This window comes from Streptomyces sp. NPDC047315 (assembly GCF_040643215.1).
Taxonomy (GTDB): domain Bacteria; phylum Actinomycetota; class Actinomycetes; order Streptomycetales; family Streptomycetaceae; genus Streptomyces.
Genome location: NZ_JBEYTZ010000010.1, coordinates 95,951 through 121,472, shown reverse-complemented (window position 1 = coordinate 121,472; position 25,522 = coordinate 95,951). Strand labels below are relative to the sequence as shown.

The window sequence follows — 25,522 nt, the reverse complement described above, 5'->3', positions numbered from 1 at the left end:
CTGAGTTGGTCGGGACCTGCGGCTCACACCTCGTACTGACCGCGCTCCAGGAAGTACCGCAGCGCCTCGGGCGTGTTGGTGGCGAGGGCCCGCTCCGCCGCGGCCTTCACCGCGGGCTCGACCTTCGGGTCCGCGAGGATGCGGAACACCGCCACCTTGTCGTCCTCGAACTGGGCCGCCGCCCGCCCCGTCTCCAGGAAGCGCCGCTGGTCGGCGATGGTGCCGTTCATGGCCTTCTGCGCGGCGGCGTGCACGGCCTTGCCGGTCTTGGGGTCGTTGATGATGCGCAGGATCGCGATCCGGACCTCGTGGTCGATCATGCACGAAGAGGAACAACGTCGGACGGCAGCACGCGGCACTCCCCCCGGCCGACTTCCCCGCCCGCTTCGACCAGCCGCGCTCAAGCGGCCGGCCCCTGCCCGACTTCGGCGTCCAGCCCGCCGCGGACGTCGACGCGGCGCTGCGCATCCTCGCCGTGCGCCCCGGCCGCCCCGAGCCGTTCCGGCTCGACCTGCGGCACGTGACGCTGCCCGGCATCTACCTCAGGGACTTCGAGTTCGATGCGCAGCCCTCGTTCCGGTCGGCCTTCTTCACCTGGGCGGATCTACGGAGTTCCGCGTTCCGCGGAGTGGATCTGACCAACGCGATCTTCACCGACGCGGACATGCGGGGCTGTCTCCTCGTCTCGGCGAAGCTGGACGAAGCGGTGCTGTCCGGGGCGGACCTGCGGGGCGCGCACCTCACCGGCGCGTCACTGCTCGGCGCGCTGCTCGACGGGGCGGATCTGCGCGACAGCCAGGGCCTGACGGCGGAGCAGCTGTCGGGAGCGCTGATCGACGGATCCACCCGGTTGCCGCCGGAGCTGGCGGCCGACGCATGGGTGCGGGCGAGGCTCGCCGCGATGCCGGCGGAGGCCACCCGCACCGCTCCCGCCCCGACGCCCCGCCCGGGGTGAGGCCCCCTGCTCAGGGCTCCTGCCCCGTCGGTCCCGACGTGTCACAGGCCCAGGTCGGCCAGCCACTCACCGGTGGTCCGCGGAGTGAGGCCCAGTAGCTCCTGGGCGGAGTCCTCGGGGGTGATCGCATGGTCCGGGAGCGTGCCGATGGCCCGGTAGAGGTCCGCGACGCCCGCCGCGGTGGCCGCGCCGAGCAGCGGCGCGATCAGCCCGGCGAAGACGTCGGGGACGATCCCCTCGTACGACACGTCCCGCCCGAAGCGGTCCCCGAACGCCTCGGCGAGCTGCGGTCCGGTCACGGCCGGGTACTGCCCGACGGCGACGGTGCCGACGACGTCCGTACGCCGCAGCAGCGCGGCGGCGACGTCGGCGACGTCCAGGTGCGAAGACCAGGAGACGGGCAGCCCGGCCGCCAGCGGGTAGCGCAGGACGCCTTCCTCCCGGGCGCCGCCGACGACCGGCGGCAGGAGGAGGTTCTCCAGGAACAGCCGGGGCGCGACCACCGCGTACGACACACTGCTGTGCCGCACCCCCTCGATCAGGTGCATGACCGCGGGGTCCGCCGGCACTCCGCCGGCGGCGGCCGTGACGTCGGTGAAGGCGCCGCTGGTGGAGACGACGACGCGGGCCGGGCGGGCCCGGTCGACCGCGGCGACGACGTTACGGGCAAAGGCCAGCCGGTCGTCAGGCGCGCCCAGCGGCAGATGGACGAAGACGCCGTCGGCCCCTTCGTAAGCACGGGACAGCGCATCGACGGACGCGTAGTCGGCGGCGACGACGCGCACGCCGTCGGGAACGCCTTCCGGGACGCCTCCGGCGCCGCGCGACACCGCCGTCACCGATGCGCCGGAGGCGACGAGGGCCGCGAGGACGGGGGCTCCCTGGGCGCCCCTGGCGCCGTGGATCACATAGCTCATGAAGCTAATGGTGCATACGATGCACCAGTTACATCAACTGCACTAATGGCGTACCATCGCACCATGACCACCCCCCTGCCCACGTGCGGGGTCGCCCGCTTCCTCACCTTGCTCGACGGCCCCTGGGCCACGCTCGTCGTCCGGGAGCTGCTGCGCGGCCCGCAGCGCTTCGGCGAACTCCGCGACGCCCTGCCGGGCATCAGCCCGCACACCCTCACCAGCAGGCTGCGCCGCTTCGAGGCCCACGGCATCGTCACCCGCACGGTGCACGCCGAGATCCCGCCGCGCGTGGTGTACGAGCTGACGCCCTTCGGGCGGGAGCTGCGGACCGTGCTCGACGCCATGGCCGCGTGGGCGACGGCGATCCCGACGCCCGAACCGGAGCAGGAACAGGAACAGGGGCAGGAACAGGGGCAGGAGACCGGGGCTGGGGCCGGGGCCGGCGGGATCGCCGCGAGCGCCCGCAATTAGCGAACGACCTCGAAGACCTGCTTCTGGAGCCCGTTCGCGTACGCCTCCTGCTCGACCAGCTTCAGCTTCTGGGTGTCCCGGTCCGCGGTGCTGAACAGCCGCTTGCCGGCGCCGAGCAGGAGCGGGAAGACGAGCAGGTGGTAGCGGTCGATCAGGCCCGCGTCGGAGAGGGCGCGGTTCAGGGAGGCGCTGCCGTGGACGATGATCGGGCCGCCCTCGGTCTCCTTCAGCGCCGCGACCTCCTCCACCGAGCGCAGGATCGTGGTCTCGCCCCAGTTCGAGACGAGGTCCTCCTCGGTGAGGGTGGTGGAGACGACGTACTTCGGCATGTCCTTGTAGTCGGCGAACTCCGCCATGTCCGGCCACACCGGGCTGAACGCCTGGTAGCTGACCCGGCCCAGCAGGACCGCGGTGGCCTCCTGCTGCTCGGCGCCCTTGATGCCGAACGCCTCGGGGACGAACTCGACGTCCTTGAAGGTCCAGCCGGCGTTCCGGTAGCCGGGCTCTCCGCCGGGGGCCTCCACGACGCCGTCGAGCGAGATGAAGGCGGTGCTGATCAGGGTGCGCATGAAGGGTTCCTCGCTGTCTTGGTTGTCACGTGTACGTTCGCGTCGCTGCGGGGAGCGGTGCCGCCGTCAGCCGACGAGCCGGGCCAGCCAGCTCCGCCAGGCGGCTTCGGCGTCGGCTGCGCCGTCCGCGCCGAAGAGGTGGTGGAACATCAGCACCACGCCCGGGAAGACGTGGAAGGTGTAGAGCCCGTCGCCGGTGCGCACCTCGATGCGTCCCTCCTCCGCCCAGACCACTTCGCCGTCCATCAGCGGCAGTCCGGCGGGCTCGACGTGCACCCGCGCGCCCGACTCGACCCCGGCCGGCAGCGACAGCGCGCGGTTGAGCGCCGCCCTGACCTCCTGCACCGGCCGCTCCCCCGGGGGCGCCACGGCGAAGACGGGGACGCCGGTGCGCCCGGCGAAGTGCGTCAAGTACTCGCGGAGGGTGTGGAGGTGGAAGGGCCAGCCGGCGCGCAGCGCGTCGTACTCGTCCTGCCAGTCGTCCCCGAGCATCCCGCTGTGGACGAGGCGGAGCACGGTGCTGCCGCCGTCCCGCCCCTCGATCAGGTACTCGACGGCCATGAACCGGCCGTCCTCGGCGGTGGGCGTGCGGGTTGCGAAGCGCTTGCCCGGTTCGTAGGCGGTGATCACCGCTTCCTCGCGGTGGCCGCCGGTCTCCATGACGAAGGCGCCGCCCTCGCACGGCTCGACCTCGTTGCGCCCCATGAACCAGGAGTCGAGGCCGGGCCCGGTCGCGATCGCGTCCCAGACCTCCTGCGGACTGGCCGGCAGGGTGGTCTCCAGCTCGATCTCGAACGGATGCGTCATCGCTCAGTCTTCCCGTCGTTCTTCGGATGCTGTCTCGTGGGTCGTGGTGGGGATCTGGTGCAGCCCGACGACGACCCGGTGGCTGCGGCCCCCGGGAGCGTGCTCGTCGTGGTACCGGCCGACCAGCGCCGTCACGGTCCGGGCCAGTTCGTCGGCGAACTCCGCCCGGTCCGCAGCGGAGGCGAACCGCACCTCGGCGTCGATCCCGAACGTGGCGACCCGTCGCCGCGCCCGGGCCCCACCGGTCAGCAACGACCCGACCTCCTGCACCAGCCGGGCGCCCAGCGCCAGCAGCCAGCGCGCGGAGAGCTGGTCGGGGGCCCGGGACGGGTCCGGGCTGACGGCGGCGAGGGCGCTCGGCGAGATGACGTACGACGCGGCGGTCGCGCGGTACACCCGCTCGGTGACGTTCCCCTTCCGCCGCTCCTCGGCCAGCTCGACCAGCCCGTGCCGTTCCAGCGCCTTCAGGTGGTAGTTGACCTTCTGCCGGGGCAGCCCCAGCCGACCCGCCAGGGCGGCGGCCGACCCGGGCTCGGCGAGGGCGGCGAGGATCCGGGACCTCACGGGGTCCAGGGAAGCCTCGGCGGCGGCAGCTTCTTCGATCACAGCAACGTCCAGCACCCCTCAAGAATCACTCCGACAATAATTTTTGTCAAGACAAGAAAAACTGTCGGAGTCTCCCGATACCCGCACTGATCGCGCTCAGCCCAAGGGAAGAGGTGACGGAAAGGACAGGAACCGAGCTGCCGAGGCCGGATCAGCCCTCCGGCGGCCTCGTACGATGCGCGGCGAGCCGCCGTCGTGCCTCGCTGTACGCGTCGGCGTCCATCTCCCCCGCGGCGAACCGCCGGTCCAAGATGTCCTCCGGCGTCTCCCGGTGCGGGGGCGCACTCGGCGGGGGCCACATCTGCGAGCCCTGCGAGCCCTGTGGGTTCTGCGGGCCCTGTGGGTTCTGCGGGCCCTGTGGGTTCTGCGGGCCCTGCCACTGCTGGTTGTCCCACTGCGGCGGCTCCTGCGAACGCCCGTCGGGACGGTTCGCAAGGCGTACCGCCGCCCACACGACGAGGCCGACCAGGACGATCCACACCAGCGGCATGAAGGCCATCCAGGCCCAGCCGCCGCCATCCCAATACATCATCCGCCTCACCTCCGAGGCAGCCGGTGGAATCGCACCACCGCCTACTTTCCAGCCTGCTCCTGCCCGGCGCCCCGAGCAAGGAGGAGCAGGACCGAGCAAAGAAGGCCGGCCCAACAGGCTCGACCGCTTGGGGGAGCGATCGCACCCGTCGATTGCGGTGCCCTGCGCCGCCGGGGCCGTCACCTCGATCTCACGGCTCTACCCGACGGGCAGCGCGCCGGCTGCGGCGTGCCGTTCGAGGCCGCCGAGGATGAGCGCGAGGCCCGCCTCGAACGCCTCTTCCTGATCGAGTACGGGGACGCCGTCCGGCAGGTCTTCGCCGTCCGGCGAGTCCGCGTCCGCCTGCTCCTCCAGCACGCAGCCGACGGTGAAGCGACTGGCGGCCAACATCGCCATCTGCGCGTCCCGTTCGGGCACGCCGGAGGCGACCAGGAAGGCCATCTTGCTGCGGATCCGGTCCAGGTCAGCGGTCGGCGTGCTGCCGGCGTGCAGCCGGGCGCCGTCACGTCGCATCAGCAGCGTGCGACGGAAGCTGCGGGAGTTCTCCAGGAACCACTCGCGCCAGTCGTCCCCGGGGGACGGCAGCGGCGCGTCGGCGTGCGGGGCCATCGCCGCCTCGGCCATGGCCCCGAGGAGGTCCCTCTTGGTCGCGAAGTGGTAGTAGAGCGACGGCTGCTCGACGCCGAGGCGCTTGGCCAGCCGCCGAGTGCTGACGGTGTCCAGGCCCACCTCGTCCAGCAGATCCAACGCCTCCGCGACGACGGTCCGACGGTTCATCTTGGTCACGTTGACAATCTATCGACGATAGAAGAATCTCGAAAAGAACCAATCACCGATAGATTCCGGGGTGGTCGGACATGCCGGACAAGTTCGCGAAGCGTTCGCTACAGGCCCTCGTCGCCTGCGGCGGCATCGCAGGGCAGGGCAAGGGCAGGGCAGGGCATCGAGGCGGTCGAGCGGTCGTGCCGTGCATCGCCTCCGACAGCAACATCCGCGACCAGCCGCCCTGCACCTCGGGGATGGGGCTTCGCCACACCGGTACTGCACCTGCAGTACGGGCGGGTGTCTGCAGGAGCGGGACGACGCGGCGGCCGGGGTTGCCAACGATGGAGCCGAGACCGCGGACCGCCTGCGCCAGCGACGCGCACGGTCGGACCGCGGCACCGTCCTTCTCCTCTTCGACTGGAGCGCCTCGTCATGGCTTCCTTGCTCTATCGGCTGGGCCGGATGTCCTTCCGGCAGCGCCGCTACTTCGTTCTCCTGTGGGTGGCGGTCCTGGCGGCCTGCTCCTTCGCCGCGCTCAGCGCCCCGACCGCCGAGGAGGACGGGTTCTCCATCCCGGGCACCGAGTCGCAAAAGGCGTTCGACCTGCTCGACGAGCGCTTCCCCGGGGACAACGCGGAGGGCGCGGACGCACGCATCGTCTTCGCCGCGCCCGACGGGCAGAAGGTGACCGCCCGCGAGAACCGGGCGGCCGTCGAGAAGGTCGTGGACACCATCGCGCGCGGCTCGCAGGTGGAGGACGCCTCGCCCCCCTTCGCTCCGAACGCCGTCAGCGAGGACGCCACGACCGCGTTCGCGACCGTCACCTACTCCGTCTCCAGCGACGAGCTGAGCGAGGCCACGTCCGCCGCGCTGATGGACGCGGTCGAGGACGGCCGCGCGGCGGGCCTGACCGTGGAAGTCGGAGGCTCCGTCGTCGACGGCGGACCCGAACTCGGCGGCGTCACCGAACTGATCGGCATCGCCGTCGCCGCGCTCGTGCTGTTCATCACCTTCCGTGCGATGGTCGCCGCCGGACTTCCCCTGATCACCGCGCTCATCGGGCTGGGCGCCGGGGTCTGCGTCATCGTCGCCGCGGGCATGTCCACCACGACGATCACCCTGGCCCTGATGCTGGGCCTGGCCGTGGGCATCGACTACGCCCTGTTCATCGTCTCCCGCTACCGCGCGGAACGGGCCGGGGGACACGCGCCGGAAGAGGCCGCGGGCCGGGCGGTGGGCACCGCCGGATCCGCCGTCGTCTTCGCCGGCGCCACCGTCGTCATCGCGCTTGCCGGGCTGTCCGTGGCGGGCGTGCCGATGCTGACCGACATGGGGCTGGCCGCCGCCGGAACCGTCGTCATCGCCGTACTCGTCGCCCTGACGCTGCTGCCGGCCCTGGTCGGGTTCTTTCCCCAGGCCGTCCTGCCGCGCGCCCAGCGCCGCACCGCCACCGCGCCCTCGACCGCGCCTTCGGCCGTGCCCGCGCCCGCGCCCGGGAAAGAGTCCGGGCCGGAGTCCAGGAAGAAGCCCGGGAAGGAGTCCGGGAAGGAGCCCGCGGGAAGCCGGTGGGCCCGCTTCGTCGTCCGCCGGCCCCTGGCCACGCTGCTGCTGAGCGTGGCGGGCCTCGGCGCCGTCGCCGTCCCGGCACTGGATCTCCAACTCACCCTGCCCGGTGACGAGGCGCAGCCCACCTCCACCACGCAGCGCCGCGCCTACGACGCGCTCGCCGAAGGCTTCGGACCCGGCTTCAACGGACCCCTGACCATCGTCGTCGACACCAGGGGCGCCGACGACGCGAAGGCCGCGGTCGCGCAGGCCCGCACGGCCCTGACCGCCACCGACGGCGTCGTGGACGTCTCACCGGCCACCTTCAACGAGGCGGGCGACACCGCGATCATCAGCGCCGTGCCCAGCACCGGCCCCAGCGCCAGCGCCACCAAAGACCTCGTCAGGACGATCCGCTCCGAGGCCACCGACCTGAAGGCCACGTCCGGCGCCTCCATGTGGGTGACCGGCCAGACCGCGATGAACATCGACGTCTCCAACAAGGTCACCGCGGCCCTCGTCCCCTACCTCACGGTGGTGGTGGGACTCGCCGTCCTGCTTCTGATGCTCGTGTTCCGCTCGGTCCTCGTCCCGCTCAAGGCGGCCCTCGGCTTCCTGCTCTCGGTCGCCGCGGCCTTCGGCGTGATCGTCGCGGTCTTCCAGTGGGGATGGCTCGCCGACCTGTTCGGCGTCGCCCAGACCGGACCGGTGATGAGCATGATGCCGATCTTCCTGATTGGTGTGGTCTTCGGCCTGGCCATGGACTACGAGGTCTTCCTCGTGACCCGCATCCGCGAGGCCCACGTCCACGGAGAGTCCCCCACGCAGGCCGTCGTCACCGGATTCCGTCACAGCGCCCGCGTCGTCGTGGCCGCCGCCGTCATCATGATCGCCGTCTTCGCCGGTTTCATCGGCATGGCCGACTCCATGATCAAGATGCTGGGACTGGGACTGGCCGCCGCCGTCCTCTTCGACGCGTTCGTCGTCCGCATGACCATCGTCCCGGCCGCGCTCGCGCTCCTGGGGCACGCAGCGTGGCGCCTGCCCGGGTGGCTGGACCGGCTGCTCCCCGACCTGGACGTCGAAGGCGAAAGGCTCACCCGCGCCCTCGCCACCGAGCACCCCGCTCCGGCCGCCGCCTCGTCGCGGGAGGAGTCGGTGAACGCCTGACCCGCCCCGGCCCCGGGACGCCCGCCGATCCGCGGGCCCCGGGGCTCCCCGCATGCGCGGGAGCCCGCCCCACCCAGCCGCAGACGACAACCGCCAGCACACTCGTGAAGGAGGGCGCGTGCTCGCCGACATCCGGTCGTGGGCCCACCGCCACCCCCGCGGCTTCGACGCCGTGACGGCCGGCGCCCTGTGCGCCATCGCGCTGCTCGCCACCTCGATGGCCCAGCCACCCCGCATCGTGCGCTGGCCGCCGCCGGCCGCCGCGGTCGTCGTCGCCCTGGCCTGCGCGGCGCTGCTGGCGCGCCGCAGCCGCCCGCGGCTGACCGTGCTCACCACCACCGCGTGCACCGCCGTCCTCGGCGCCATGGGCCCCGTCTTCGGGTACGAGTTCGGCTCCGCCCTCACCGGCCCCGTCATGGCGGCGCTCGCCTCACTGGCCTGGCACACCGACAGCCGCACCGCCGCCCGCTACACCGCCGCCTCCGCCCTGACCCTGCTGGCCGCCTCCGCCCTGTGGCCGCCGGGCGGCCCGCAACTACGGCCCGAACAAGTGGGACTGGCCGCCTTCACCTTCGTCGCCCCGGCCGTGGCCGACTCCCTGCGCAGCCGCCGCGACTACGTCACCGCGGTGGAAGCACGCGCGGAGATGGCGATGCGCACCCGCGAGGAAGAGGCCCGTCGGCGCGTGGGCGCCGAACGGATGCGCATCGCCCGCGAACTGCACGACGTCGTGGCCCACCACATCACGCTCGCCCACGCTCAGGCCGCCACCGCCGACTACCTGCTGGCCAGCCGGCCCGACTCGGCGCAGCAGGTCATGCACAACCTCACCGCCACCCTCGACTCGGCGCTGGGCGAACTCAGATCGACCGTGGGCCTGCTGCGGGAACGCGACGAACCCCACGGCCCCGCGCGGGAGCCCGCCCCCGGACTGGCGCGGCTGCCGGCTCTGATCGCCTCGTTCGACCAGGTCGGCCTCACCGTCGCCCTCACCCAGGACGGCACCGCGCAGCCGCTGTCACCCGGTGTCGACCTCACCGCCTACCGCATCGCGCAAGAAGCGCTCACCAACGTCTCCAAGCACGCCCTGACCACCACGGCCACCGTCCGCCTGCACTACACCGACGCCCTGCTGACCTTGACGGTCACCGACAACGGCCCGCCCCCACAGGTCCGCGGCGCCGCCGGATACGGCCTCATCGGCATGCGCGAGCGGGCCCACGCAGTCGGCGGACACCTGCACGCCCACCCCCGCGACGACACCGGATTCGAGGTGCGGGCCGAGCTCCCCACCCTCGCGTGCCCCCCGGCAGGCCACCCGCACGCCCACGACAAGGACACCCCGTGACCATCCGCGTGCTGCTCGCCGACGACCAGGCACTCCTCGCCGCGACCTTCCAGGTCCTCATCGACGCCACCGACGACCTTGCGGTCATCGCCACCGCGGCCGACGGCGACCAGGCCGTACGGCTGACCCGCGCCACCGCACCGGACGTCGTCGTCATGGACGTCCGCATGCCCCACCAGGACGGGCTGTCCGCCGCCGCGCAGATCACCGCCGACCCCCGGCTGTCCGGCACCCGCATCCTGATCCTGACCACCTTCGAAACGGACGACTACATCACCCGGGCCCTGCGCGCGGGCGTCAACGGCTTCCTCGGCAAGGGCGTCGGCCCCGCCGAGTTCCTCGCCGCCATCCGCACCGTCGCGGCCGGCGACATGGTGCTCTCCCCGCTCGCCACCCACGCCGTGGTCACCCGCTACCTCACCGCCTCCAGCCCCGACCGCCCCCATGCCACCCCCCGCGAGATGGACAACCTCACCCCCCGCGAACAGGAAGTCCTGCTCTGCACGGCAGAAGGGCTCACCAACGACGAGATCGCCGAGCGCCTGTACGTCAGCCCCCTGACCGTCCGCACCTTCGTCCAGCGCATCATGCACAAACTCGGCGCCCACCACCGAGCCCAACTCGTCGCCCTCGCCTACCGAACCGGCTTCGCCCGCCCACCCCAACCACCCCCCGCCCGTCCCCCCGGTGGCCACGCCCCCTGAAGCGCACACCACCTACGACAGCAGCAAAAAGCCCAGGCCAGAACCTCGTCCTGACCTGGGCATGAAAAGAGCCCCCTGTCGGATTCGAACCGACGACCTACGCATTACAAGTGCGTTGCTCTGGCCAGCTGAGCTAAGGAGGCAGCCCCAGCAGTGTAACCGCACCCCCATCCGCCCCCGCCGCGGATTTTCGTTCCCCTACCGCTACTGACAGAACGATGAACGCCAGGTAGCGTCACGAGCAGTCCGCAGCAGTGGACTACACCAATCCTTTACTCGGATCGTCCGGCACGTTCCTGCCGGTGAAGGGACAGGCCACCATGGCAACCGTCACGTTCGACAAGGCCACCCGCATCTACCCGGGCGGCACCAAGCCCGCCGTTGACCAGCTTGAGATCGAGATCGCGGACGGCGAGTTCCTCGTCCTCGTCGGGCCCTCCGGCTGTGGCAAGTCCACCTCGTTGCGCATGCTCGCGGGGCTCGAAGACGTCAACGGCGGAGCGATCCGCATCGGTGAGCGGGACGTGACGCACCTGCCGCCCAAGGACCGGGACATCGCCATGGTGTTCCAGAACTACGCGCTGTACCCGCACATGACCGTCGCCGACAACATGGGCTTCGCGCTCAAGATCGCCGGGGTCAACAAGAGCGAGATCCGCGCGAAGGTCGAAGAGGCCGCGAAGATCCTCGACCTCACCGAGTACCTGGGGCGCAAGCCCAAGGCGCTCTCCGGCGGTCAGCGCCAGCGCGTCGCGATGGGGCGCGCGATCGTCCGGGAGCCGCAGGTGTTCCTCATGGACGAGCCGCTGTCCAACCTCGACGCCAAGCTCCGCGTGTCCACCCGTACCCAGATCGCCTCGCTCCAGCGGCGCCTGGGCATCACCACGGTGTACGTCACGCACGACCAGACCGAGGCCCTGACCATGGGCGACCGCGTCGCCGTGCTCAAGGACGGGCTGCTCCAGCAGGTCGACTCGCCGCGGAACATGTACGACAAGCCCGCGAACCTCTTCGTCGCCGGCTTCATCGGCTCCCCCGCGATGAACCTCGTCGAGGTCCCGATCACCGACGGCGGCGTGAAGTTCGGCAACAGCGTCGTCCCGGTCTCCCGCGAGGCGCTCACCGCCGCCGCCGACCGCGGTGACACCACCGTCACCGTCGGCGTCCGCCCCGAGCACTTCGACGTCGTCGAGCACAACGGCGCCGCCGCCAAGTCCCTCACCAAGGACAGCGAGGACGCCCCGGCCGGCCTCGCCGTGCTCGTGAACGTCGTCGAGGAGCTGGGCTCCGACGGCTTCGTGTACGGCTCCGCCAGCGTCGGCGGCGAGGACAAGGACCTGGTCGTCCGCGTCGGCGGGCGCTCCGTGCCGGAGAAGGGCGCGAAGCTGCACGTCGTGCCGCGGCCCGGTGAGATCCACGTCTTCGCCACCTCGACCGGCGAGCGCCTCACGGACTGACGTCCACACACTGCGCGCGAAACACTGCGCGCGAAACGGCCCCGGGTCCCCCGACCCGGGGCCGTTTCGCGCGCTTTGGCCGTCTTGCGTCAACGGCCAATTCGAAAGGCTTCCCAGAACGATCCCCCGCGAGGGTGACTAAATGTCGCCAAATCATCACCGGCCGCTACGCTCCTCGCGTGACCCACTCAGCACGCCGCATCGGCCGCTCCCTCGCCCTCGTCCTGCCCGTCGTCCTGGTGCTCTCCGGAACCCTCGCGGTCACCAGCGTCCCCTGGGCCGGGCAGCCCGGTGACTCCCAGATGCTCACCGCGTCCTCCCAGAACGTCTCCGTGCGCGCCGAGCCGCGGCCCGCGCAGGACGTACTGCGCGACAAGCTCCTCGCCGAACTCCAGGAGAAGGACCCGGGCGTCGCCCTCACCCGGCTCCAGCGCGAGGTCGAGGCACGGCCCTCCCTCGCCCGGCACTGCATGTCGATCGCCCGCGCCCTCGGCCGCGCCGCCGTCGACCGCCTCGGGCCCACCCGCGCCCAGACGTACTCCAAGCCGGTCTGCGACACCTCCTTCGCCTCCGGCGTCGTCCAGCAGACGCAGGGCAGCTGACGCTCGGCTTCGGAACGCCGTGCCGCCCACCCCCTTCCGCCACGCGGTGCGCCGCATATCGTTCTGGGCATGCATATGCCCACGTATCCGACCCAGGCCGTGATCCTGGCGGGCGGCCAGGGGTCGCGGCTGCGCCCGTACACCGACGACCGCCCGAAGCCGATGGTCGAGATCCCCGGAACCGGGACCCCGATCATCGGCCATCAGCTGTCCTGGCTGGCCGCCGAGGGAGTCACCGACGTCGTCGTCTCCTGCGGCCACCTCGCCGAAGTCCTCCAGAAGTGGCTGGACTCGGCCGACCTGCCGGTCAAGGTCACCACCGTCATCGAGACCGAACCGCTCGGCCGCGGCGGCGGACTCAAGTACGCAGCCGCCCATCTGCCCCACCCGGACCAGCCCTGGTACGCCACCAACGGCGACATCTGGACCCGGTTCTCGCTGCGCGACATGGCCGCGTTCCACACCGAGCGCGACGCCACCGCGACCCTCGCCCTCGCCCGCCCCCGGATCCCCTGGGGCGCCGTCGAGACGGACGCCTTCGGGCACATCACGGACTTCATCGAAGCCCCGCCGTCGCCGTTCCTCATCAACGCGGGCGTGTACGTCTTCTCCGCAGCCTTCAGCGAGCTGCTGCCGACCGTCGGCGACCACGAGCGCACCACCTTCCCCGGGCTGGCCCGAGAGCGCCGGCTGGCGGGCTTCCCGCTGCCACAGGGCGCGTACTGGCGCGCCATCGACACGGCGAAGGACCTCACCGAGGCGGCGAAGGAGCTCGCCGGCCAGGGCTCCTGACGCTCCGTCGAGCATCCGGCACACATACGCCTCCGGGGCGCTCACGTCGAAGTGAGCGCCCCGGAGGCGTACTTGAACGAACGGACGAACGAACGGACTCAGCCCAGCAGTCCGCCGATGACCTTGCCACCGCCCGAGCTGCCGCCGCCGCCCGTGGACCCGCCGCCGGACGACCCGCCGTCCGAACTTCCGCCGGACGAGCCGCCGCTGCTCGAACCCCCGCTTCCGCCGCCCGCGGACGACGGGCCCGACGAGGCCGCCGGCGGCGCCTCGGGCGCCGAGCGCGGCGCCTCCTGACGGCCCGTCGTGCCCTGCGTCTGGCTCGGCTGCTGCGCCGTCTGCCCCGACTCCCGCGCCGGGCTGCTCGTCCCCGCCGTCGGGGACGCCTTCTCCTTCGGCTCCTCGCTGCGGCTCGCGGACGGCGAGGGCTTCTCGCTCCCGCCGGTCGGCCCCGCGGAGGTGCGCCCGCCGGACGGCCGGTCCTGCGGCAGCGGCGAGCCCGGCAGGTGGTTCGTCGGGTCCTGGTTCGGGCCCGGGACGGTGACCATCTCGGTGGAGCGCACCGCCCCGCCGAGCACCGAGCCGATCAGCAGCGTCAGCCCGACGACCACGGCCGCCACCAGACCGCCGCGCCGCAGCACGCGCCGGCGCAGCTCCCACAGCTCCGAACGCGGCCCGAGCCGGCGCCACGCCTCGCTCGCCAGGTGGCCGTCGATCGAGTACACCGGCGCACCGGCGATGATCAGTGGGGACCAGGCGGCCAGGTAGATGATGTCCGGGGCGTCGTACGCGGGCACGGTCTTCCAGCTCACCGTGAGCAGCAGCGCCGCCGACAGCAGCACCCCGACGCCGGCGGCGATCCGCTGCCACAGGCCCAGGACCGTCAACACGCCGACGACGACCTGGAGGAACGCGACGGTCAGCCCCGCGCCGACGGGGTGGGAGAGCGCGAAGTCCCGCAGCGGCTCGGCCAGCGCCCAGGGGTGCAGGGAGTTGAGCCACTTCACCATCGAGCCGCGCTCGCCGCCGTCGAAGTACACGGGGTCGCAGAGCTTGCCCATGCCGGCGTAGATGGAGATGAAGCCGAGGAAGACCCGCAGCGGCAGCAGCACCACGCCGAGGTGCATCCGACGGCCCGGATAGTACGCGTGCCGGACCGCGTCGTTGCCGTGGCGCTGGGGGCGGCCGGCGGTGACCGTCTCGTCCAGCTCTTCCGTGTCCGGCCCGTACGCGTCGTCCGCGTCGTCGTCCCCGTGGTACGGGGGACGGGCGTCGTACGCGCCGACGGCCTGGCGCATCGGGGGCAGCAGCGGGGTGGGCGCGGTGTCGACGTCGGCCTCGACGCGCGGGATGACCTGGGTCGTCGTACCGGCGTGGCCGTCGCCGTGGTACCCGCCGCGCTCGACCGTCGCGGTCGCGGTGGCCGCGGCTGCGGGCAGGGCCGTCGTGGCGGCGGCGGTGTCGCGCACGGCCTGCAGCAGCCCGGAGGCGGCGGTGTCACCGGGCGCCGACCGGCCGCTCCACACCACGGGGGTGCGCCGCCGGGCGGCGGGGCCGCGGGCGGCGCCCGGCGCGGGGCGCGCGGGGCGGGGTCGGGGGCGGGTGCTCGGGGCGAGCTGCACCCGGAAGCTGGCGTGGTTCACGATGACCTGCGCGGGGTCGGAGTGCACCTTCACCATGCTCAGTGCAGGCTGATCGTCGAACCCGGGCCCGGGCTTTCTGGTGTCCACACTCATCTAACCGAGTGACATCGCGTTAGGACACTGCCCTGACGCCCCTTATGTGTCCGAGGCCCGTCAAGCCCAGGTGAGAGCGTCGTGGACGGTCTGCGACGCCCGGCGCAAGCGCGCCGCGCCGGGCGTGTCGCAGCATCACCCGATCAGGAACGGCCGGCTGGCGGCCTTTGTCGGACCGCCCCGGTCAGACGCGGTCCTGGACCACTCCGCTCAAGCGCGGCCTTGGACCGCTCCGGTCAAGCGCGGTCCTGGGCGACTCCGCTCCGGTCAGGCGCGGCGCTTGGCCGCCTCGTACAGCACGACGCCGGCCGCGACGCCCGCGTTCAGCGACTCCGCGCCGCCCGGCATCGGGATCCGCACGAGGAAGTCGCACGTCTCGCCGACCAGCCGGGACAGCCCCTTGCCCTCGCTGCCGATGACGATGACCACCGGGCCTTCGAGCGCGTCGAGCTCGCTGACGTCGTGCTCGCCGTCGGCCGCGAGCCCGACGACCGTCAGCCCGGCCTTCTGGTACGACTCCAGGGCGCGGGTGAGGTTGGTGGCCCGGGCGACCGGGGTGCGGGCCGCGGTGCCCGCCGAGGTCTTCCAGGCGCCGGCGGTCATGCCCGCGGCCCGGCGCTCCGGCACGACCACGCCGTGGCCGCCGAAGGCGGAGACCGAACGGACGACGGCGCCGAGGTTGCGCGGGTCGGTGACCCCGTCGAGCGCGACGATCAGCGGGTCCTCGCCGTCGTCGAAGGCGGCTGCGGCCAGGTCCTCGGGGTGCGCGTACTCGTACGGCGGGACCTGGAGCACCAGCCCCTGGTGGTTCAGCCCGTTCGTCATCCGGTCCAGCTCGGGGCGCGGGGCCTCCATGATGTGGAGGTTGCCCCGGGCGGTGGCCAGGTGGATGGCCTCGCGGACCCGCTCGTCGTTGTCGATGAACTGCTGGACGTACAGCGTGGCCGCGGGCACTCCGTCGCGCAGCGCCTCGAAGACCGGGTTGCGGCCCACGACCATCTCGGACGTGCCCTTGCCGCCGCGCCGGGCGACCGGCCTGCGCTGGCCGGACTGCTGCTTGGCCTTGGCATTGGCGACGCGGTTCTTGACGTGGCCCTTTCGGGCGGAGGCGGGCGGAGTGGGGCCCTTGCCCTCCAGGCCGCGGCGACGCTTGCCACCGCTGCCGACCTGCGCGCCCTTCTTGTTGGACGTGCGGCGGTTCCTGCGCTGGCTGTTCCCGGCCATGGCTGTCTGCTTCCTGCTTCTTCTGCTGCTGCTAAAAAAACTGTCTACGGTCTCTGTCAAGCGTACGTACGCAAGTGTGCCGCTCGCGCCTGCGAGCGGCACCTCACCTGCGACGACTCAGCGCTGGCCGAGCGTCCACCGGGGCCCGTCCGGGCCGTCCTCGATGACCAGGCCGGACTGCTGGAGCTGGTCGCGGATCCCGTCCGCGGTGGCCCAGTCCTTGCGGGCGCGGGCCGCCTCCCGCTGCTGGAGCACCATCCGCACCAGGGTGTCGACCGCGCCGTGCAGGTCCTCGCTGTCCTCGGCCTCCCCGGCCCACTGCGCGTCCAGCGGGTCGAGCCCGAGGACGCCGAGCATCGCGCGCACCTCGGCGGCGCGGGCGATCGCGGTCTCCTTGTCGTCCGCGGCGAGCGCCGAATTGCCCTGGCGGACGGTGGTGTGGATGACGCTGAGGGCCTGCGGGACGCCCAGGTCGTCGTCCATGGCCTCGGCGAAGGCCGGCGGGACCTCGGGCGCGGGCTCGATGGCGGTGCCCGCCTTCTCGCACACCCGGGTCAGGAAGCCGGTGATCCGGCCGAAGGCGGCGGACGCCTCGTCCAGCGCGGCCTCGCTGTACTCGATCATGGAGCGGTAGTGCGGGGTGCCCAGGTAGTAGCGCAGCACGATGGGCTTCCAGCGCTGCACCATCTCGGAGACGAGGACCGAGTTCCCGAGGGACTTGGACATCTTCTCGCCGGCCAGGGTGACCCAGGCGTTGTGCACCCAGTAGCGGGCGAACTCGTCGCCGTACGCCTTGGCCTGGGCGATCTCGTTCTCGTGGTGCGGGAAGATCAGGTCGATCCCGCCGCCGTGGATGTCGAAGACCTCGCCCAGGTACTTGTGCGCCATGGCGGAGCACTCCAGGTGCCAGCCGGGGCGACCGCGGCCCCACGGGGTGTCCCAGTCGGGCTCGCCGGGCTTGGTGGCCTTCCACAGCGCGAAGTCGCGCGGGTCGCGCTTGCCGGTCTCGCCCTCGCCCGACGGCTGGCGCAGCTCGTCGATGTCCTGGTGGGAGAGGCTGAGGTAGTCCGGGTAGGAACGCACGTCGAAGTAGACGTTCCCCTCGGCGGCGTACGCGTGGCCGCGCTCGATCAGACCGCGCATCATCTCGATCATCTCGGGCACGTGGCCCGTGGCGCGGGGTTCGTAGGTGGGGGGCAGGCAGCCGAGTGCGTCGTAGCCCGCGTTGAACGCGCGCTCGTTCTCGTAGCCGATGGACCACCAGGGGCGGCCCTGGTCCGCCGACTTCCGGATGATCTTGTCGTCGATGTCGGTCACGTTGCGGACGAAAGTGACGTCGTAGCCGCGGTAGGCGAACCAGCGGCGCATGATGTCGAAGTTCAGGCCGGACCTGATGTGTCCGATGTGCGGGGCGGCCTGCACGGTCGCACCACAGAGGTAGATCGAGACGCAGCCCGGCGTGAGCGGGGTGAAGTCACGGATCTGCCGGGCGCTGGTGTCGTACAGGCGAATAGTCACCCCCCCAGGGTAGTGGGCGCACGGCGGTGCACGGCGCCCCGACCGGTTACGGACGCCTATCGCCGGGTGGCGCCCCGGCCTCCGTCCCGGGCGGGGGCGGACGCCGGGGCGCGGAGGGTCAGATCGAGCCGACCACCTTGCGCGGGGTGATGCGGACGACCACCCGGGGCGCGTCGTCGGCGGACGACGGGTTGAAGTCCGCGTAGGTCTTGCCGGTGTACTTCACCGCCAGCTCGTCGATGAGCTCCTGGCCGCCCTCGGTGGTCAGCTCGACGCTGCCGCGGATCTCGGCGTACGTGTAGGGGGCGTCGAAGGGCTGGACGACGACCGTGATCCGGGGGTCGCGGCGGAGGTTCTTCTCCTTCTGGCGGCCGACCGTCGTCGAGACCAGCAGGTCGTCGCCGTCCCGCTTCACCCACACCGGTGACACCTGGGGGCTGCCGTCGGGCTGGATGGTGGCGATGTTCACGAACACGGGGCCGTCGAGCAGTTCCTTGAGCTTCTCCGAGAGCTGAGCAGACTGAGCCGACATGGGGGATGCCTTCCTGGTCACGATGGGAAGTGAATGGGGGTACGTCGGTTACCCGTACCCGCCACGTGAACCACGCCACACCGCGGGATATTTCTGTCCGTCCATTGCCGCTGCGTGAACACCCGTCAGCCTCGCGTCCGTCGGCCGGTCCGCCCGGCGCTCACGCTCCGGTGCGAAACACCACCGCGGTCGCGATCGCCGCCAGCCCTTCGGCACGGCCCGTCAGTCCGAGCCCGTCCGTCGTCGTGCCCGAGACGGACACCGGCGCGCCGACCGCCGCGCCGAGCGCCTTCTGCGCCTCCGACCGCCGCTTGCCGATCTTCGGGCGGACGCCGATGACTTGGATCGCGACGTTGCCGATGGCGAAGCCCTCGGCGCGCACGATCCGGGCCGCCTCGGTCAGCAGCGTGACGCCGGAGGCCCCGGACCACTCGGGGCGGTCGGTGCCGAAGTGGGCGCCGAGGTCGCCGACTCCGGCGGCGGAGAAGAGGGCGTCGCAGGCGGCGTGGGCGGCCACGTCGCCGTCGGAGTGCCCGGCGAGCCCGGCGCTCTCGCCCTCCCACAGCAGTCCGGCGCACCACAGCTCGCGGCCGGGCTCGAAGGCGTGGACGTCCGTGCCGATGCCGACCAGGGGCAGCAGCGGTGACGCGGGCGGGGTCGGGGTCACGATCGGGGTCGGGGTCGGGTCAGAAGCCATCGTTGGCCCTCCTGCGGGCGAGCACGGCCTCGGCGAGTACGAGGTCGAGGGGACGGGTCACCTTGAACGCCTCCTCGTGGCCGGGCACGACCACGACCGGCTCGCCGAGCCGTTCGACCATGCCGGCGCAGTCGGTGGCGCCCTCGCCTTCGGCGGCGACGGCGGTGTGCGCGCGCAGCAGGGTGGCGCGGTCGAAGCCCTGCGGGGTCTGCACGGCGCGCAGCCGGGCCCGCTCGGGGGTGGCGACGACCGGCTCCGGCTCGCCCTTCTCCCGCGGCTCGACCTCCTTGACGGTGTCCGCGAGCGGCAGCGCCGGGACGACGGCGGGCGCCCCGTCCCGTACGGCCTCGATCACGGCGTCCACCGTGTCGACCGGCACCAGCGGGCGGGCGGCGTCGTGAACGAGTACGACGGTGACGTCCTCGGGCACGGCCGCGAGCCCGAGGCGCACGGACTCCTGGCGCGTCTCCCCGCCGGGGACGACCGCGACCTCGGTGCGCTCCGGCAGCGCGAGGTCGGCCAGGAGCGTCTTCACGCCCTGGGCGTCGTCGGGCGGGGCCACGACCACGACGAGGGAGACGGCGTTGGACGCCGCCATGGCCCGTACGGCGTGCACGAGCATGGGCGTGCCGCTGAGCGTACGCAGCGCCTTGGGGGCGCCGGGACCGAGCCGCACGCCCCGGCCGGCGGCCGGGATCACCGCTGCGGTGCGGGGCGTGAGCGATTCGTCTGACATCGGTTGCACTCCGGCAGGTTTGTTTCCTCGGCCGACATGGGTATGGCCAGAGCGTGCCGGGCGCGACGCCTTGACGGACCCTTCCGTGACGATGGTCTGCGCCAGCCGCCCGGGCCCGGCACACCACTGGGGCACGTTCCCTGTGACAGTAGACGAACATGCCGCAGTGCCCGGCAACAGGTCAGTGATCAAAAGGGGATCACATCATGTCAACGGGCACCGCGGCAGTCGTGTGTGCGGCCTGCTGTCCACGTCCGTACGAGCTTCCGGAGCAGCCGGAAGGACGTGAAGACCGGTTCGATCGGGGTCAGCCGGGCCGGACCGGAAATCGGTCAGGATCGGATGGGGTCTCGGATCGGGGAGGTCGGCGGAGCGGGCAGCGCGGACGCGTCAGGACGCGAGGACTTCGTCGAGCAGCGCCTCGGCCTTGTCTTCGTTGGTGTTCTCCGCGAGGGCGAGTTCGCTCACCAGGATCTGGCGGGCCTTCGCGAGCATGCGCTTCTCACCCGCGGACAGTCCGCGCTCGCGCTCACGACGCCACAGGTCACGCACCACTTCGGCGACCTTGATGACATCGCCGGAGGCGAGCTTTTCGAGATTTGCCTTGTAGCGACGGGACCAGTTCGTCGGCTCTTCGGCGTACGGTGCGCGGAGCACCTCGAAGACCCGGTCGAGCCCGTCCTGACCAACCACGTCGCGTACGCCCACGAACTCCGCATTGTCCGCCGGCACGCGAACCGTCAGGTCACCCTGGGCGACCTTGAGCACCAAGTAGGTCTTGTCCACGCCTTTGATCTGGCGAGTTTCGATGGCCTCGATCAGCGCGGCCCCGTGATGGGGATAGACCACGGTGTCGCCAACCTTGAACGTCATGTGACAGGTACCCCTTCCGTGGCTATCCAGGGTAACACGGATACGGCTTCTTCTGAATGGCGTTTTCGCAGGTCAGGGCATATCTCGGGGCTTGACAACAGCGCCGGGAACGTGCTGCGGGCGGCTTGCGGAACGGGGTATTCGCAGGTCGGAGCCGCTGTACGGACGGCCGGAAACCCACCCGCCACACCAGGCGGGACGCCCCCCGAGGTGGCTGAACGTCCCGATTTGCCTGGTTCTTGACGGTGAACTTCCCGTACTCCGTTCGGGCATCGGTCACCCGTACGGACGGACGTCCGTCGAGAATCGGGAATTGATCTTCGATTGGCTCGGTTTGGCCCCCGGTAATCAATGCGGATCTCGGGGCGCATCTCCGGGGAATTGATCACCATTGATCATCACGCTTATGTGAACACCGCGCGAAACGTCACTTCGAATCGAACGTCGATGGCGCGAACACCTCCACGGCGGGCACCTCCACGGCGGGCGCGCACGAAGGGGCGTGCGCGGCGGCGCGAAGGGCGGCGCACGGGGCGAAGGGCCCGTAAGGGGCGGGTCGGGTGCGAGCCCGAAGCAAGGGCTCTGTAATCTGAGGCCGACTGACCTGGCCCGGCCGGTACTGCGAACTGACGCGGTCCCGGCCGCTATTGCGCCGGTTCAGTCGCCGGCCCGGCACCAGCGGGGTCGTGCAGGACCGAGCAGGACCGTCCACCAGTCGGATCCGTACGTGCAAGGAGATGCCGCCGCCGTGAGCCTCCCCCTTACTCCGTCCGGGGGCGCTACTCGCCTTCGACGCGGTGCCCTCGCCGTGACCGCCGTCGCGCTGTCGCTCACCGCGCTCACCGCGTGTGGCGCCGGCAACAACGCGCAGACCCTCGGGGTCAAGCCGGACAACGCGGCGGCGACCGTCGACAGCATCAGCATCCAGAACGTCACCGTGATCACCCAGCCGAAGGCCGGGGAGTCCGGGCCCGCGGCCGTCTCGGCGACGGTCTTCAACAAGGGTCAGGACGACCAGACCCTCGACTCGATCACCCTGCCGGACGGCGCGGGCACCGTGAAGCTCACCGCCGCCGACGGCTCGGGCAAGATCACCGTGCCGGCGCTGGGCTCCGTCATCATCGGCGGCAAGGGCAACGCGTCCGGGGCCATCGACAACGGCGAGGCGCTGACGAAGAAGATCGGCGGCGTCCAGGACGTCGTCTTCAAGCTGAGCAAGACCGGCGACGTGAAGCTGGAGGCGTTCGTCGTGCCGGCGACCGCCGAGTACGCGAAGTTCGGCCCGAGCGGGCAGCCGCCGGCGCCGGCCGCCCCGAAGCCGTCCGGCGAGCCGGGCAGCGAGGGCCAGGACCCGGCGAAGAAGGACGAGCAGAAGACTCAGGACCAGCCGGGCCAGCCCGACGGGCAGGACGGCGCCCCGGCCGGGAACGAGAACGGCACGGGCGACAACCAGGGCGGCAACGAGAACGGCACCGGGTCCGAGCAGGGCTCGGAGACCCCCGCGGGCTGAGCCCCTCCCCTGCTCCGTACGACGCGAACGAGGGCGCCCCACCGGTCATCCGGTGGGGCGCCCTCGTCGTTCCGTGCGTACGACCGCGTAGGACGGCGTACGTCCGCGGCTTACGGCTCGAACTTGTAGCCGAGGCCCCGGACCGTGACCAGGTAGCGCGGGGCGCCCGGGTCCGGCTCGATCTTGGCGCGCAGCCGCTTGACGTGCACGTCCAGGGTCTTGGTGTCCCCGACGTAGTCGGCGCCCCAGACGCGGTCGATCAGCTGCATCCGGGTCAGCACCCGGCCCGCGTTGCGCAACAGCATCTCCAGGAGGTCGAACTCCTTCAGCGGCAGGTCGATCTTGCCGCCGGAGACGGTGACCACGTGCCGGTCGACGTCCATCCGCACCGGCCCGGCCTCCAACGCCGCCGGTGCGACCTCCTCCGGCTCCCCGCGGCGGCGCAGCACCGCGCGGATCCGGGCGACCAGCTCCCGGGAGGAGAAGGGCTTGGTGACGTAGTCGTCCGCTCCTATCTCCAGGCCCACGACCTTGTCGATCTCGCTGTCCTTCGCGGTCACCATGATGACGGGGACGTTCGAGCGGCCACGCAGCTGGCGGCAGACCTCCGTGCCGGGGAGCCCGGGCAGCATCAGGTCGAGCAGGACGAGGTCGGCGCCGTTGCGCTCGAACTCGTCGAGTCCTTCGGGCCCGGTGGTCGCCACGGCGACCTCGAAGCCCTCTTTGCGGAGCATGTAGGACAGGGCGTCGCTGAATGATTCCTCATCCTCGACGACGAGCACTCGGGTCACGGAAGGACCTCCGGGGCTGGGATCTCGGTGTTCGGATCGGTTGGGGTGGGCCGGTCGTCGACGTCGTCCAAGTCGGCGGCGAGATCCGGGCCGGTGGGTGAGCCGGCGGTCGTGCCGGTGGGGGATCGGTCCCGCGTGGCGCCCGCTTCCGGAAGCCGCAGGGTGAAGGTGGAGCCCTGACCCTCGGAGCTCCACACCGTGACCTCCCCGCCGTGCGAGGCGGCCACGTGCTTGACGATCGCCAGGCCGAGGCCGGTGCCCCCGGTGGCGCGCGAGCGGGCGGGATCGACGCGGTAGAAGCGTTCGAAGACCCGCTCGCGGTCCCTTTCGGAGATGCCGATGCCCTGGTCGGTGACGGCGATCTCGATCATGCTGCCGCCCTGCGCGGGTACGCGGCGGGCGGAGATGCCGACCCTGGTGCGGGCCGGTGAGTAGTTGACGGCGTTCTCGACGAGGTTGCCGAGGGCGGCGGCGAGCTGGCCCCGGTGTCCCCAGATGTAGAGCCCCGCGGTGCCGCCCGATGCCATGGTGATGTTCTTGGCGGTGGCGGGCTGCCGCGAGCGGTCGATGGCCTCGGCGACCAGTTCGTCCACCCGGACCGGCTCCGGGTCCTGGAGGGGGTGGTCGTACTGCACGCGCGAGAGGTCGATCAGCTCCTGGACGAGGCTGCTCAGCCGCGTCGCCTCGATCTGCATGCGCCCCGCGAAGCGGGAGACCGCCTCGGGGTCGTCGGAGGCGTCCATGACCGCTTCGGAGAGCAGCGAGAGCGCGCCGACGGGGGTCTTCAGCTCGTGGCTGACGTTGGCGACGAAGTCCCGGCGGACGGCTTCGATGCGCCGGGCCTCCGTCAGGTCCTCGACCAGCAGCAGTACGAGGCGGGAGCCGAGCGGGGCGACACGGGCGGAGACCGCGAGGGCCTCGCCGCGTCCGGCGCCCCGGCGCGGCAGGTCCAGCTCGACCTGGCGTATCTCGCCGTCGCGGCGGGTGTCGCGGGCCATCTGGAGCATGGCGTCCACCGTCAGTTTTCCGCCACGTACCAGTCCCAGCGCGTACGCCGCCGAGCTCGCCTTGACCACCGCGTCGGCCTCGTCCAGGACGACCGCCGACGAGCGCAGCACGGAGAGCACCGTGTCCACTCCGGGCGGCAGCACGGCGTCGGTGTGCAGCGAGGACCTGGTGGGCCTGCGCTGCTCGCGCTCGCTCCAGCGGAACGCGAGCACGGCAAATACACCGGTCAGCAGACCGGCGATCGCCGCCGCTGCGGCGACCGCCGCGTTCACGTCCATGCATCCAGATTAGGCACGGTCCGGACGGTGGTCCCCGTCGATCGCGTTTCCGCCGGGACTCGTCGCCCAGAGTTCACCGAGGGGACGGGGTCGGTTCATTTGGGATGGCGGGGCACGACGCCTTCGCCGCGGAACGTGGGAGCGTGGGGGTCCGAGAGCCCCACCCGGACCCCGTTCACTGTAGAGAGGGAACTCCATGCGGGACGCGTACCACGAGGAACTCGACTCGATCGGCGAGGGCCTGGTCGACATGGCCAGACTCGTCGGATCGGCGATAGGGCGCGCCACGACGGCGATGCTCGACGCGGATCTGAAGCTGGCCGAGACCGTGATCGCCGCCGACCAGAAGGTCGACGACCTCCAGCACGACCTGGAGGCGCGGGCCATCGCCCTGCTGGCGCGGCAGCAGCCGGTCGCGACCGATCTGCGGATCGTGGTGACCTCGCTGCGGATGAGCGCGGACCTGGAGCGCTCGGGTGACCTTGCGCAGCACGTGGCGAAGCTGGCCCGGCTGCGCTTCCCCGAGTCGCCGGTGCCGCGGGACCTGCAGGCCACGATCCTGGAGATGGGCCAGCTCGCGCAGCGCCTGATGGCGAAGGCGGGCGAGGTGATCATCACCAAGGACGTCGACCTGGCGCTGCAGCTGGAGACGGACGACGACGAGATGGACCTGCTGCACCGCACGCTGTTCCAGCACCTGATGGACGACCGGTGGAAGCACGGCATCGAGACGGCGGTCGACGTGACGCTGCTGGGCCGCTACTACGAGCGGTTCGCCGACCACGCGGTGTCGGTGGCGAAGCGCGTGGTGTACCTGGTGACGGGTGAGCACGCGGACGAGATCCAGCCGGTGACGCAGGTGGAGGGGGCGTAAGGGGGTGTGAGGGGCCTGCGGGACCCCGGGGGACGGTGTTCGCTCCGGCCCCGGCGCGCGAATCGGACACGGCCGGTGCGAGTGCCTCGACGCGCTGTTGATGCGCCGGCCGCGGTGGGCGTGGAATTGGCCGAGGGGCGGTACGTGGCGCACGTCGTGCGCGGGCGGGCCCCGGGTCCGCCGATGCCCCCGGTTCGCCGACGAGGTCTGTCGATGAGGAGGAACACATGGCTGAGTCCCCCACTCCGGAACCCCAGCAGGAACGATCCGTCGAAGTGACCACCGAGGTGCTGCGTCTGCCGCTGCTCGGCGCGTGCGGCTGCGGCTCGGGCTGCGGCTGCGGCTGCCAGTCGGGGTCGCCGTGCCAGTGCGGCGGCGGTTGCGGCTGAGTGCGAGGCGCGCGCCTCGGGCGTGCGCGTACGCGGAGGGCCCGCCGGTCAGGTGACCGGCGGGCCCTCCGTCGTACTGAGCACGGGGTACGGGGTACGAGGTACGAGGTACGGGC

Annotated in this window: 27 protein-coding genes and 1 tRNA gene; 11 read left to right on the top strand and 17 right to left on the bottom strand. The window is 71.7% G+C overall.

Annotation, left to right across the window (positions count from 1 at the left end; genetic code table 11):
• Positions 1-23 precede the first annotated feature (23 nt).
• On the bottom strand, positions 24-320 hold the full coding sequence (locus ABZ842_RS14120; protein WP_361536630.1) for an ALF repeat-containing protein: 297 nt from the start codon (positions 318-320) through the stop codon (positions 24-26).
• 155 nt (positions 321-475) lie between these two features.
• On the opposite strand from ABZ842_RS14120, the gene ABZ842_RS14115 reads away from it, so the two are divergent.
• Positions 476-955 (top strand): pentapeptide repeat-containing protein, encoded by a 480-nt coding sequence (locus tag ABZ842_RS14115; protein WP_361536628.1) that lies wholly within the window; start codon positions 476-478, stop codon positions 953-955.
• A gap of 41 nt (positions 956-996) precedes the next feature.
• Here the strand turns inward: ABZ842_RS14115 and ABZ842_RS14110 are convergent, their stop codons facing one another.
• Positions 997-1,872, bottom strand: coding sequence for an NmrA family NAD(P)-binding protein (locus ABZ842_RS14110; protein ID WP_361536626.1), 876 nt, complete (start codon positions 1,870-1,872; stop codon positions 997-999).
• A 63-nt stretch (positions 1,873-1,935) separates the two neighbouring features.
• Between ABZ842_RS14110 and ABZ842_RS14105 the strand changes: the two genes are divergently transcribed.
• A complete protein-coding gene (locus tag ABZ842_RS14105; RefSeq protein ID WP_361536624.1) occupies positions 1,936-2,343 on the top strand; it encodes a helix-turn-helix domain-containing protein in 408 nt (135 codons plus the stop codon).
• Here ABZ842_RS14105 and ABZ842_RS14100 read toward each other — a convergent pair.
• The 5 genes from ABZ842_RS14100 to ABZ842_RS14080 all read right to left on the bottom strand — a co-directional run bounded on the left by ABZ842_RS14100 (position 2,340) and on the right by ABZ842_RS14080 (position 5,634).
• The gene (locus ABZ842_RS14100; RefSeq protein ID WP_361536622.1) at positions 2,340-2,912 is read right to left on the bottom strand and encodes a dihydrofolate reductase family protein; all 573 of its coding nucleotides are present in this window, start codon (positions 2,910-2,912) and stop codon (positions 2,340-2,342) included. The two genes, ABZ842_RS14105 and ABZ842_RS14100, sit on opposite strands and share 4 nt — an antisense overlap.
• Before the next feature lie 66 nt (positions 2,913-2,978).
• A complete protein-coding gene (locus tag ABZ842_RS14095; protein ID WP_361536620.1) occupies positions 2,979-3,719 on the bottom strand; it encodes an SRPBCC domain-containing protein in 741 nt (246 codons plus the stop codon).
• Between the two features lie 3 nt (positions 3,720-3,722).
• A complete protein-coding gene (locus tag ABZ842_RS14090; RefSeq protein WP_361536618.1) occupies positions 3,723-4,340 on the bottom strand; it encodes a helix-turn-helix domain-containing protein in 618 nt (205 codons plus the stop codon).
• A 136-nt stretch (positions 4,341-4,476) separates the two neighbouring features.
• Positions 4,477-4,857, bottom strand: a complete 381-nt coding sequence (locus ABZ842_RS14085; RefSeq protein ID WP_361536616.1) for a hypothetical protein — start codon at positions 4,855-4,857, stop codon at positions 4,477-4,479.
• Positions 4,858-5,055: 198 nt separating this feature from the next.
• On the bottom strand, positions 5,056-5,634 hold the full coding sequence (locus ABZ842_RS14080; protein WP_361536908.1) for a TetR/AcrR family transcriptional regulator C-terminal domain-containing protein: 579 nt from the start codon (positions 5,632-5,634) through the stop codon (positions 5,056-5,058).
• A gap of 420 nt (positions 5,635-6,054) precedes the next feature.
• Here ABZ842_RS14080 and ABZ842_RS14075 point away from each other — a divergent pair, with 420 nt between their 5' ends.
• The 3 genes from ABZ842_RS14075 (at position 6,055) to ABZ842_RS14065 (ending at position 10,389) form a co-directional block, all read left to right on the top strand.
• A complete protein-coding gene (locus ABZ842_RS14075; RefSeq protein WP_361536614.1) occupies positions 6,055-8,337 on the top strand; it encodes an MMPL family transporter in 2,283 nt (760 codons plus the stop codon).
• Positions 8,338-8,455: 118 nt separating this feature from the next.
• Complete coding sequence (locus tag ABZ842_RS14070; RefSeq protein ID WP_361536612.1) at positions 8,456-9,685, top strand: sensor histidine kinase; 1,230 nt, start codon at positions 8,456-8,458, stop codon at positions 9,683-9,685.
• The gene (locus ABZ842_RS14065) at positions 9,682-10,389 is read left to right on the top strand and encodes a response regulator transcription factor (protein ID WP_361536610.1); all 708 of its coding nucleotides are present in this window, start codon (positions 9,682-9,684) and stop codon (positions 10,387-10,389) included. Before ABZ842_RS14070 ends, ABZ842_RS14065 begins: the two co-directional genes overlap by 4 nt.
• A 69-nt stretch (positions 10,390-10,458) precedes the next feature.
• On the opposite strand, the gene ABZ842_RS14060 is transcribed toward ABZ842_RS14065, so the two are convergent.
• Positions 10,459-10,532, bottom strand: a tRNA-Thr gene (locus tag ABZ842_RS14060).
• Between the two features lie 177 nt (positions 10,533-10,709).
• Here ABZ842_RS14060 and ugpC point away from each other — a divergent pair.
• The 3 genes from ugpC (at position 10,710) to ABZ842_RS14045 (ending at position 13,240) form a co-directional block, all read left to right on the top strand.
• Positions 10,710-11,846, top strand: a complete 1,137-nt coding sequence (gene ugpC / locus ABZ842_RS14055; protein ID WP_361536608.1) for a sn-glycerol-3-phosphate ABC transporter ATP-binding protein UgpC — start codon at positions 10,710-10,712, stop codon at positions 11,844-11,846.
• A gap of 179 nt (positions 11,847-12,025) precedes the next feature.
• On the top strand, positions 12,026-12,448 hold the full coding sequence (locus ABZ842_RS14050) for a hypothetical protein (protein ID WP_361536606.1): 423 nt from the start codon (positions 12,026-12,028) through the stop codon (positions 12,446-12,448).
• Positions 12,449-12,523: 75 nt separating this feature from the next.
• Positions 12,524-13,240 (top strand): nucleotidyltransferase family protein, encoded by a 717-nt coding sequence (locus ABZ842_RS14045; RefSeq protein ID WP_361536906.1) that lies wholly within the window; start codon positions 12,524-12,526, stop codon positions 13,238-13,240.
• 98 nt (positions 13,241-13,338) lie between these two features.
• Here ABZ842_RS14045 and ABZ842_RS14040 read toward each other — a convergent pair whose 3' ends face one another.
• From ABZ842_RS14040 to ABZ842_RS14010, 7 genes are all read right to left on the bottom strand, one after another.
• On the bottom strand, positions 13,339-14,976 hold the full coding sequence (locus ABZ842_RS14040; protein ID WP_361536604.1) for a DoxX family membrane protein: 1,638 nt from the start codon (positions 14,974-14,976) through the stop codon (positions 13,339-13,341).
• A 267-nt stretch (positions 14,977-15,243) separates the two neighbouring features.
• Complete coding sequence (rlmB, locus tag ABZ842_RS14035) at positions 15,244-16,200, bottom strand: 23S rRNA (guanosine(2251)-2'-O)-methyltransferase RlmB (RefSeq protein ID WP_361536602.1); 957 nt, start codon at positions 16,198-16,200, stop codon at positions 15,244-15,246.
• Between the two features lie 117 nt (positions 16,201-16,317).
• Positions 16,318-17,718, bottom strand: a complete 1,401-nt coding sequence (cysS, locus tag ABZ842_RS14030; RefSeq protein ID WP_361536600.1) for a cysteine--tRNA ligase — start codon at positions 17,716-17,718, stop codon at positions 16,318-16,320.
• A gap of 118 nt (positions 17,719-17,836) precedes the next feature.
• Positions 17,837-18,250, bottom strand: a complete 414-nt coding sequence (locus ABZ842_RS14025) for a PPOX class F420-dependent oxidoreductase (protein WP_361536598.1) — start codon at positions 18,248-18,250, stop codon at positions 17,837-17,839.
• A 160-nt stretch (positions 18,251-18,410) separates the two neighbouring features.
• Positions 18,411-18,947 (bottom strand): 2-C-methyl-D-erythritol 2,4-cyclodiphosphate synthase, encoded by a 537-nt coding sequence (gene ispF / locus ABZ842_RS14020; protein ID WP_361536596.1) that lies wholly within the window; start codon positions 18,945-18,947, stop codon positions 18,411-18,413.
• Positions 18,937-19,683 carry a 2-C-methyl-D-erythritol 4-phosphate cytidylyltransferase gene (ispD, locus tag ABZ842_RS14015; protein ID WP_361536594.1) on the bottom strand — a complete coding sequence of 249 codons (747 nt, stop codon included), beginning with the start codon at positions 19,681-19,683 and terminating at the stop codon, positions 18,937-18,939. The genes ispF and ispD overlap by 11 nt, the downstream gene beginning before the upstream one ends.
• A 390-nt stretch (positions 19,684-20,073) precedes the next feature.
• On the bottom strand, positions 20,074-20,556 hold the full coding sequence (locus ABZ842_RS14010) for a CarD family transcriptional regulator (protein WP_003953493.1): 483 nt from the start codon (positions 20,554-20,556) through the stop codon (positions 20,074-20,076).
• A gap of 808 nt (positions 20,557-21,364) precedes the next feature.
• Here ABZ842_RS14010 and ABZ842_RS14005 point away from each other — a divergent pair.
• Positions 21,365-22,066 carry a hypothetical protein gene (locus ABZ842_RS14005; RefSeq protein ID WP_361536592.1) on the top strand — a complete coding sequence of 234 codons (702 nt, stop codon included), beginning with the start codon at positions 21,365-21,367 and terminating at the stop codon, positions 22,064-22,066.
• A gap of 110 nt (positions 22,067-22,176) precedes the next feature.
• Here ABZ842_RS14005 and ABZ842_RS14000 read toward each other — a convergent pair whose 3' ends face one another.
• Complete coding sequence (locus ABZ842_RS14000; protein ID WP_361536590.1) at positions 22,177-22,857, bottom strand: response regulator transcription factor; 681 nt, start codon at positions 22,855-22,857, stop codon at positions 22,177-22,179.
• Positions 22,854-24,143, bottom strand: a complete 1,290-nt coding sequence (locus tag ABZ842_RS13995) for an ATP-binding protein (RefSeq protein ID WP_361536588.1) — start codon at positions 24,141-24,143, stop codon at positions 22,854-22,856. Before ABZ842_RS13995 ends, ABZ842_RS14000 begins: the two co-directional genes overlap by 4 nt.
• Before the next feature lie 196 nt (positions 24,144-24,339).
• Between ABZ842_RS13995 and phoU the strand changes: the two genes are divergently transcribed.
• Positions 24,340-25,017, top strand: coding sequence for a phosphate signaling complex protein PhoU (gene phoU, locus ABZ842_RS13990; protein ID WP_361536586.1), 678 nt, complete (start codon positions 24,340-24,342; stop codon positions 25,015-25,017).
• A 227-nt stretch (positions 25,018-25,244) separates the two neighbouring features.
• Positions 25,245-25,406: a hypothetical protein gene (locus ABZ842_RS13985; RefSeq protein WP_361536584.1), complete on the top strand. Its 162-nt coding sequence runs from the start codon at positions 25,245-25,247 to the stop codon at positions 25,404-25,406.
• Positions 25,407-25,522 lie beyond the last annotated feature (116 nt).

Excerpts from the sequence above, each read along its gene's own strand:
- ABZ842_RS14085 (WP_361536616.1), bottom strand. The coding sequence starts at position 4,857 with ATGATGTATTGGGATGGCGGCGGCTGGGCCTGGATGGCCTTCATGCCG.
- ABZ842_RS14080 (WP_361536908.1), bottom strand. The coding sequence starts at position 5,634 with ATGAACCGTCGGACCGTCGTCGCGGAGGCGTTGGATCTGCTGGACGAG.
- ABZ842_RS14075 (WP_361536614.1), top strand. The coding sequence starts at position 6,055 with ATGGCTTCCTTGCTCTATCGGCTGGGCCGGATGTCCTTCCGGCAGCGC.
- ABZ842_RS14105 (WP_361536624.1), top strand. The coding sequence starts at position 1,936 with ATGACCACCCCCCTGCCCACGTGCGGGGTCGCCCGCTTCCTCACCTTG.
- phoU (WP_361536586.1), top strand. The coding sequence starts at position 24,340 with ATGCGGGACGCGTACCACGAGGAACTCGACTCGATCGGCGAGGGCCTG.
- ABZ842_RS14120 (WP_361536630.1), bottom strand. The coding sequence starts at position 320 with ATGATCGACCACGAGGTCCGGATCGCGATCCTGCGCATCATCAACGAC.
- ispD (WP_361536594.1), bottom strand. The coding sequence starts at position 19,683 with ATGTCAGACGAATCGCTCACGCCCCGCACCGCAGCGGTGATCCCGGCC.
- ABZ842_RS14100 (WP_361536622.1), bottom strand. The coding sequence starts at position 2,912 with ATGCGCACCCTGATCAGCACCGCCTTCATCTCGCTCGACGGCGTCGTG.
- ABZ842_RS13985 (WP_361536584.1), top strand. The coding sequence starts at position 25,245 with ATGGCTGAGTCCCCCACTCCGGAACCCCAGCAGGAACGATCCGTCGAA.
- ABZ842_RS14110 (WP_361536626.1), bottom strand. The coding sequence starts at position 1,872 with ATGAGCTATGTGATCCACGGCGCCAGGGGCGCCCAGGGAGCCCCCGTC.
- rlmB (WP_361536602.1), bottom strand. The coding sequence starts at position 16,200 with ATGGCCGGGAACAGCCAGCGCAGGAACCGCCGCACGTCCAACAAGAAG.
- ispF (WP_361536596.1), bottom strand. The coding sequence starts at position 18,947 with ATGGCTTCTGACCCGACCCCGACCCCGATCGTGACCCCGACCCCGCCC.
- ABZ842_RS14040 (WP_361536604.1), bottom strand. The coding sequence starts at position 14,976 with ATGAGTGTGGACACCAGAAAGCCCGGGCCCGGGTTCGACGATCAGCCT.
- ABZ842_RS13995 (WP_361536588.1), bottom strand. The coding sequence starts at position 24,143 with ATGGACGTGAACGCGGCGGTCGCCGCAGCGGCGGCGATCGCCGGTCTG.
- ABZ842_RS14095 (WP_361536620.1), bottom strand. The coding sequence starts at position 3,719 with ATGACGCATCCGTTCGAGATCGAGCTGGAGACCACCCTGCCGGCCAGT.
- ABZ842_RS14045 (WP_361536906.1), top strand. The coding sequence starts at position 12,524 with ATGCCCACGTATCCGACCCAGGCCGTGATCCTGGCGGGCGGCCAGGGG.
- ABZ842_RS14010 (WP_003953493.1), bottom strand. The coding sequence starts at position 20,556 with ATGACGTTCAAGGTTGGCGACACCGTGGTCTATCCCCATCACGGGGCC.
- ugpC (WP_361536608.1), top strand. The coding sequence starts at position 10,710 with ATGGCAACCGTCACGTTCGACAAGGCCACCCGCATCTACCCGGGCGGC.
- ABZ842_RS14025 (WP_361536598.1), bottom strand. The coding sequence starts at position 18,250 with ATGTCGGCTCAGTCTGCTCAGCTCTCGGAGAAGCTCAAGGAACTGCTC.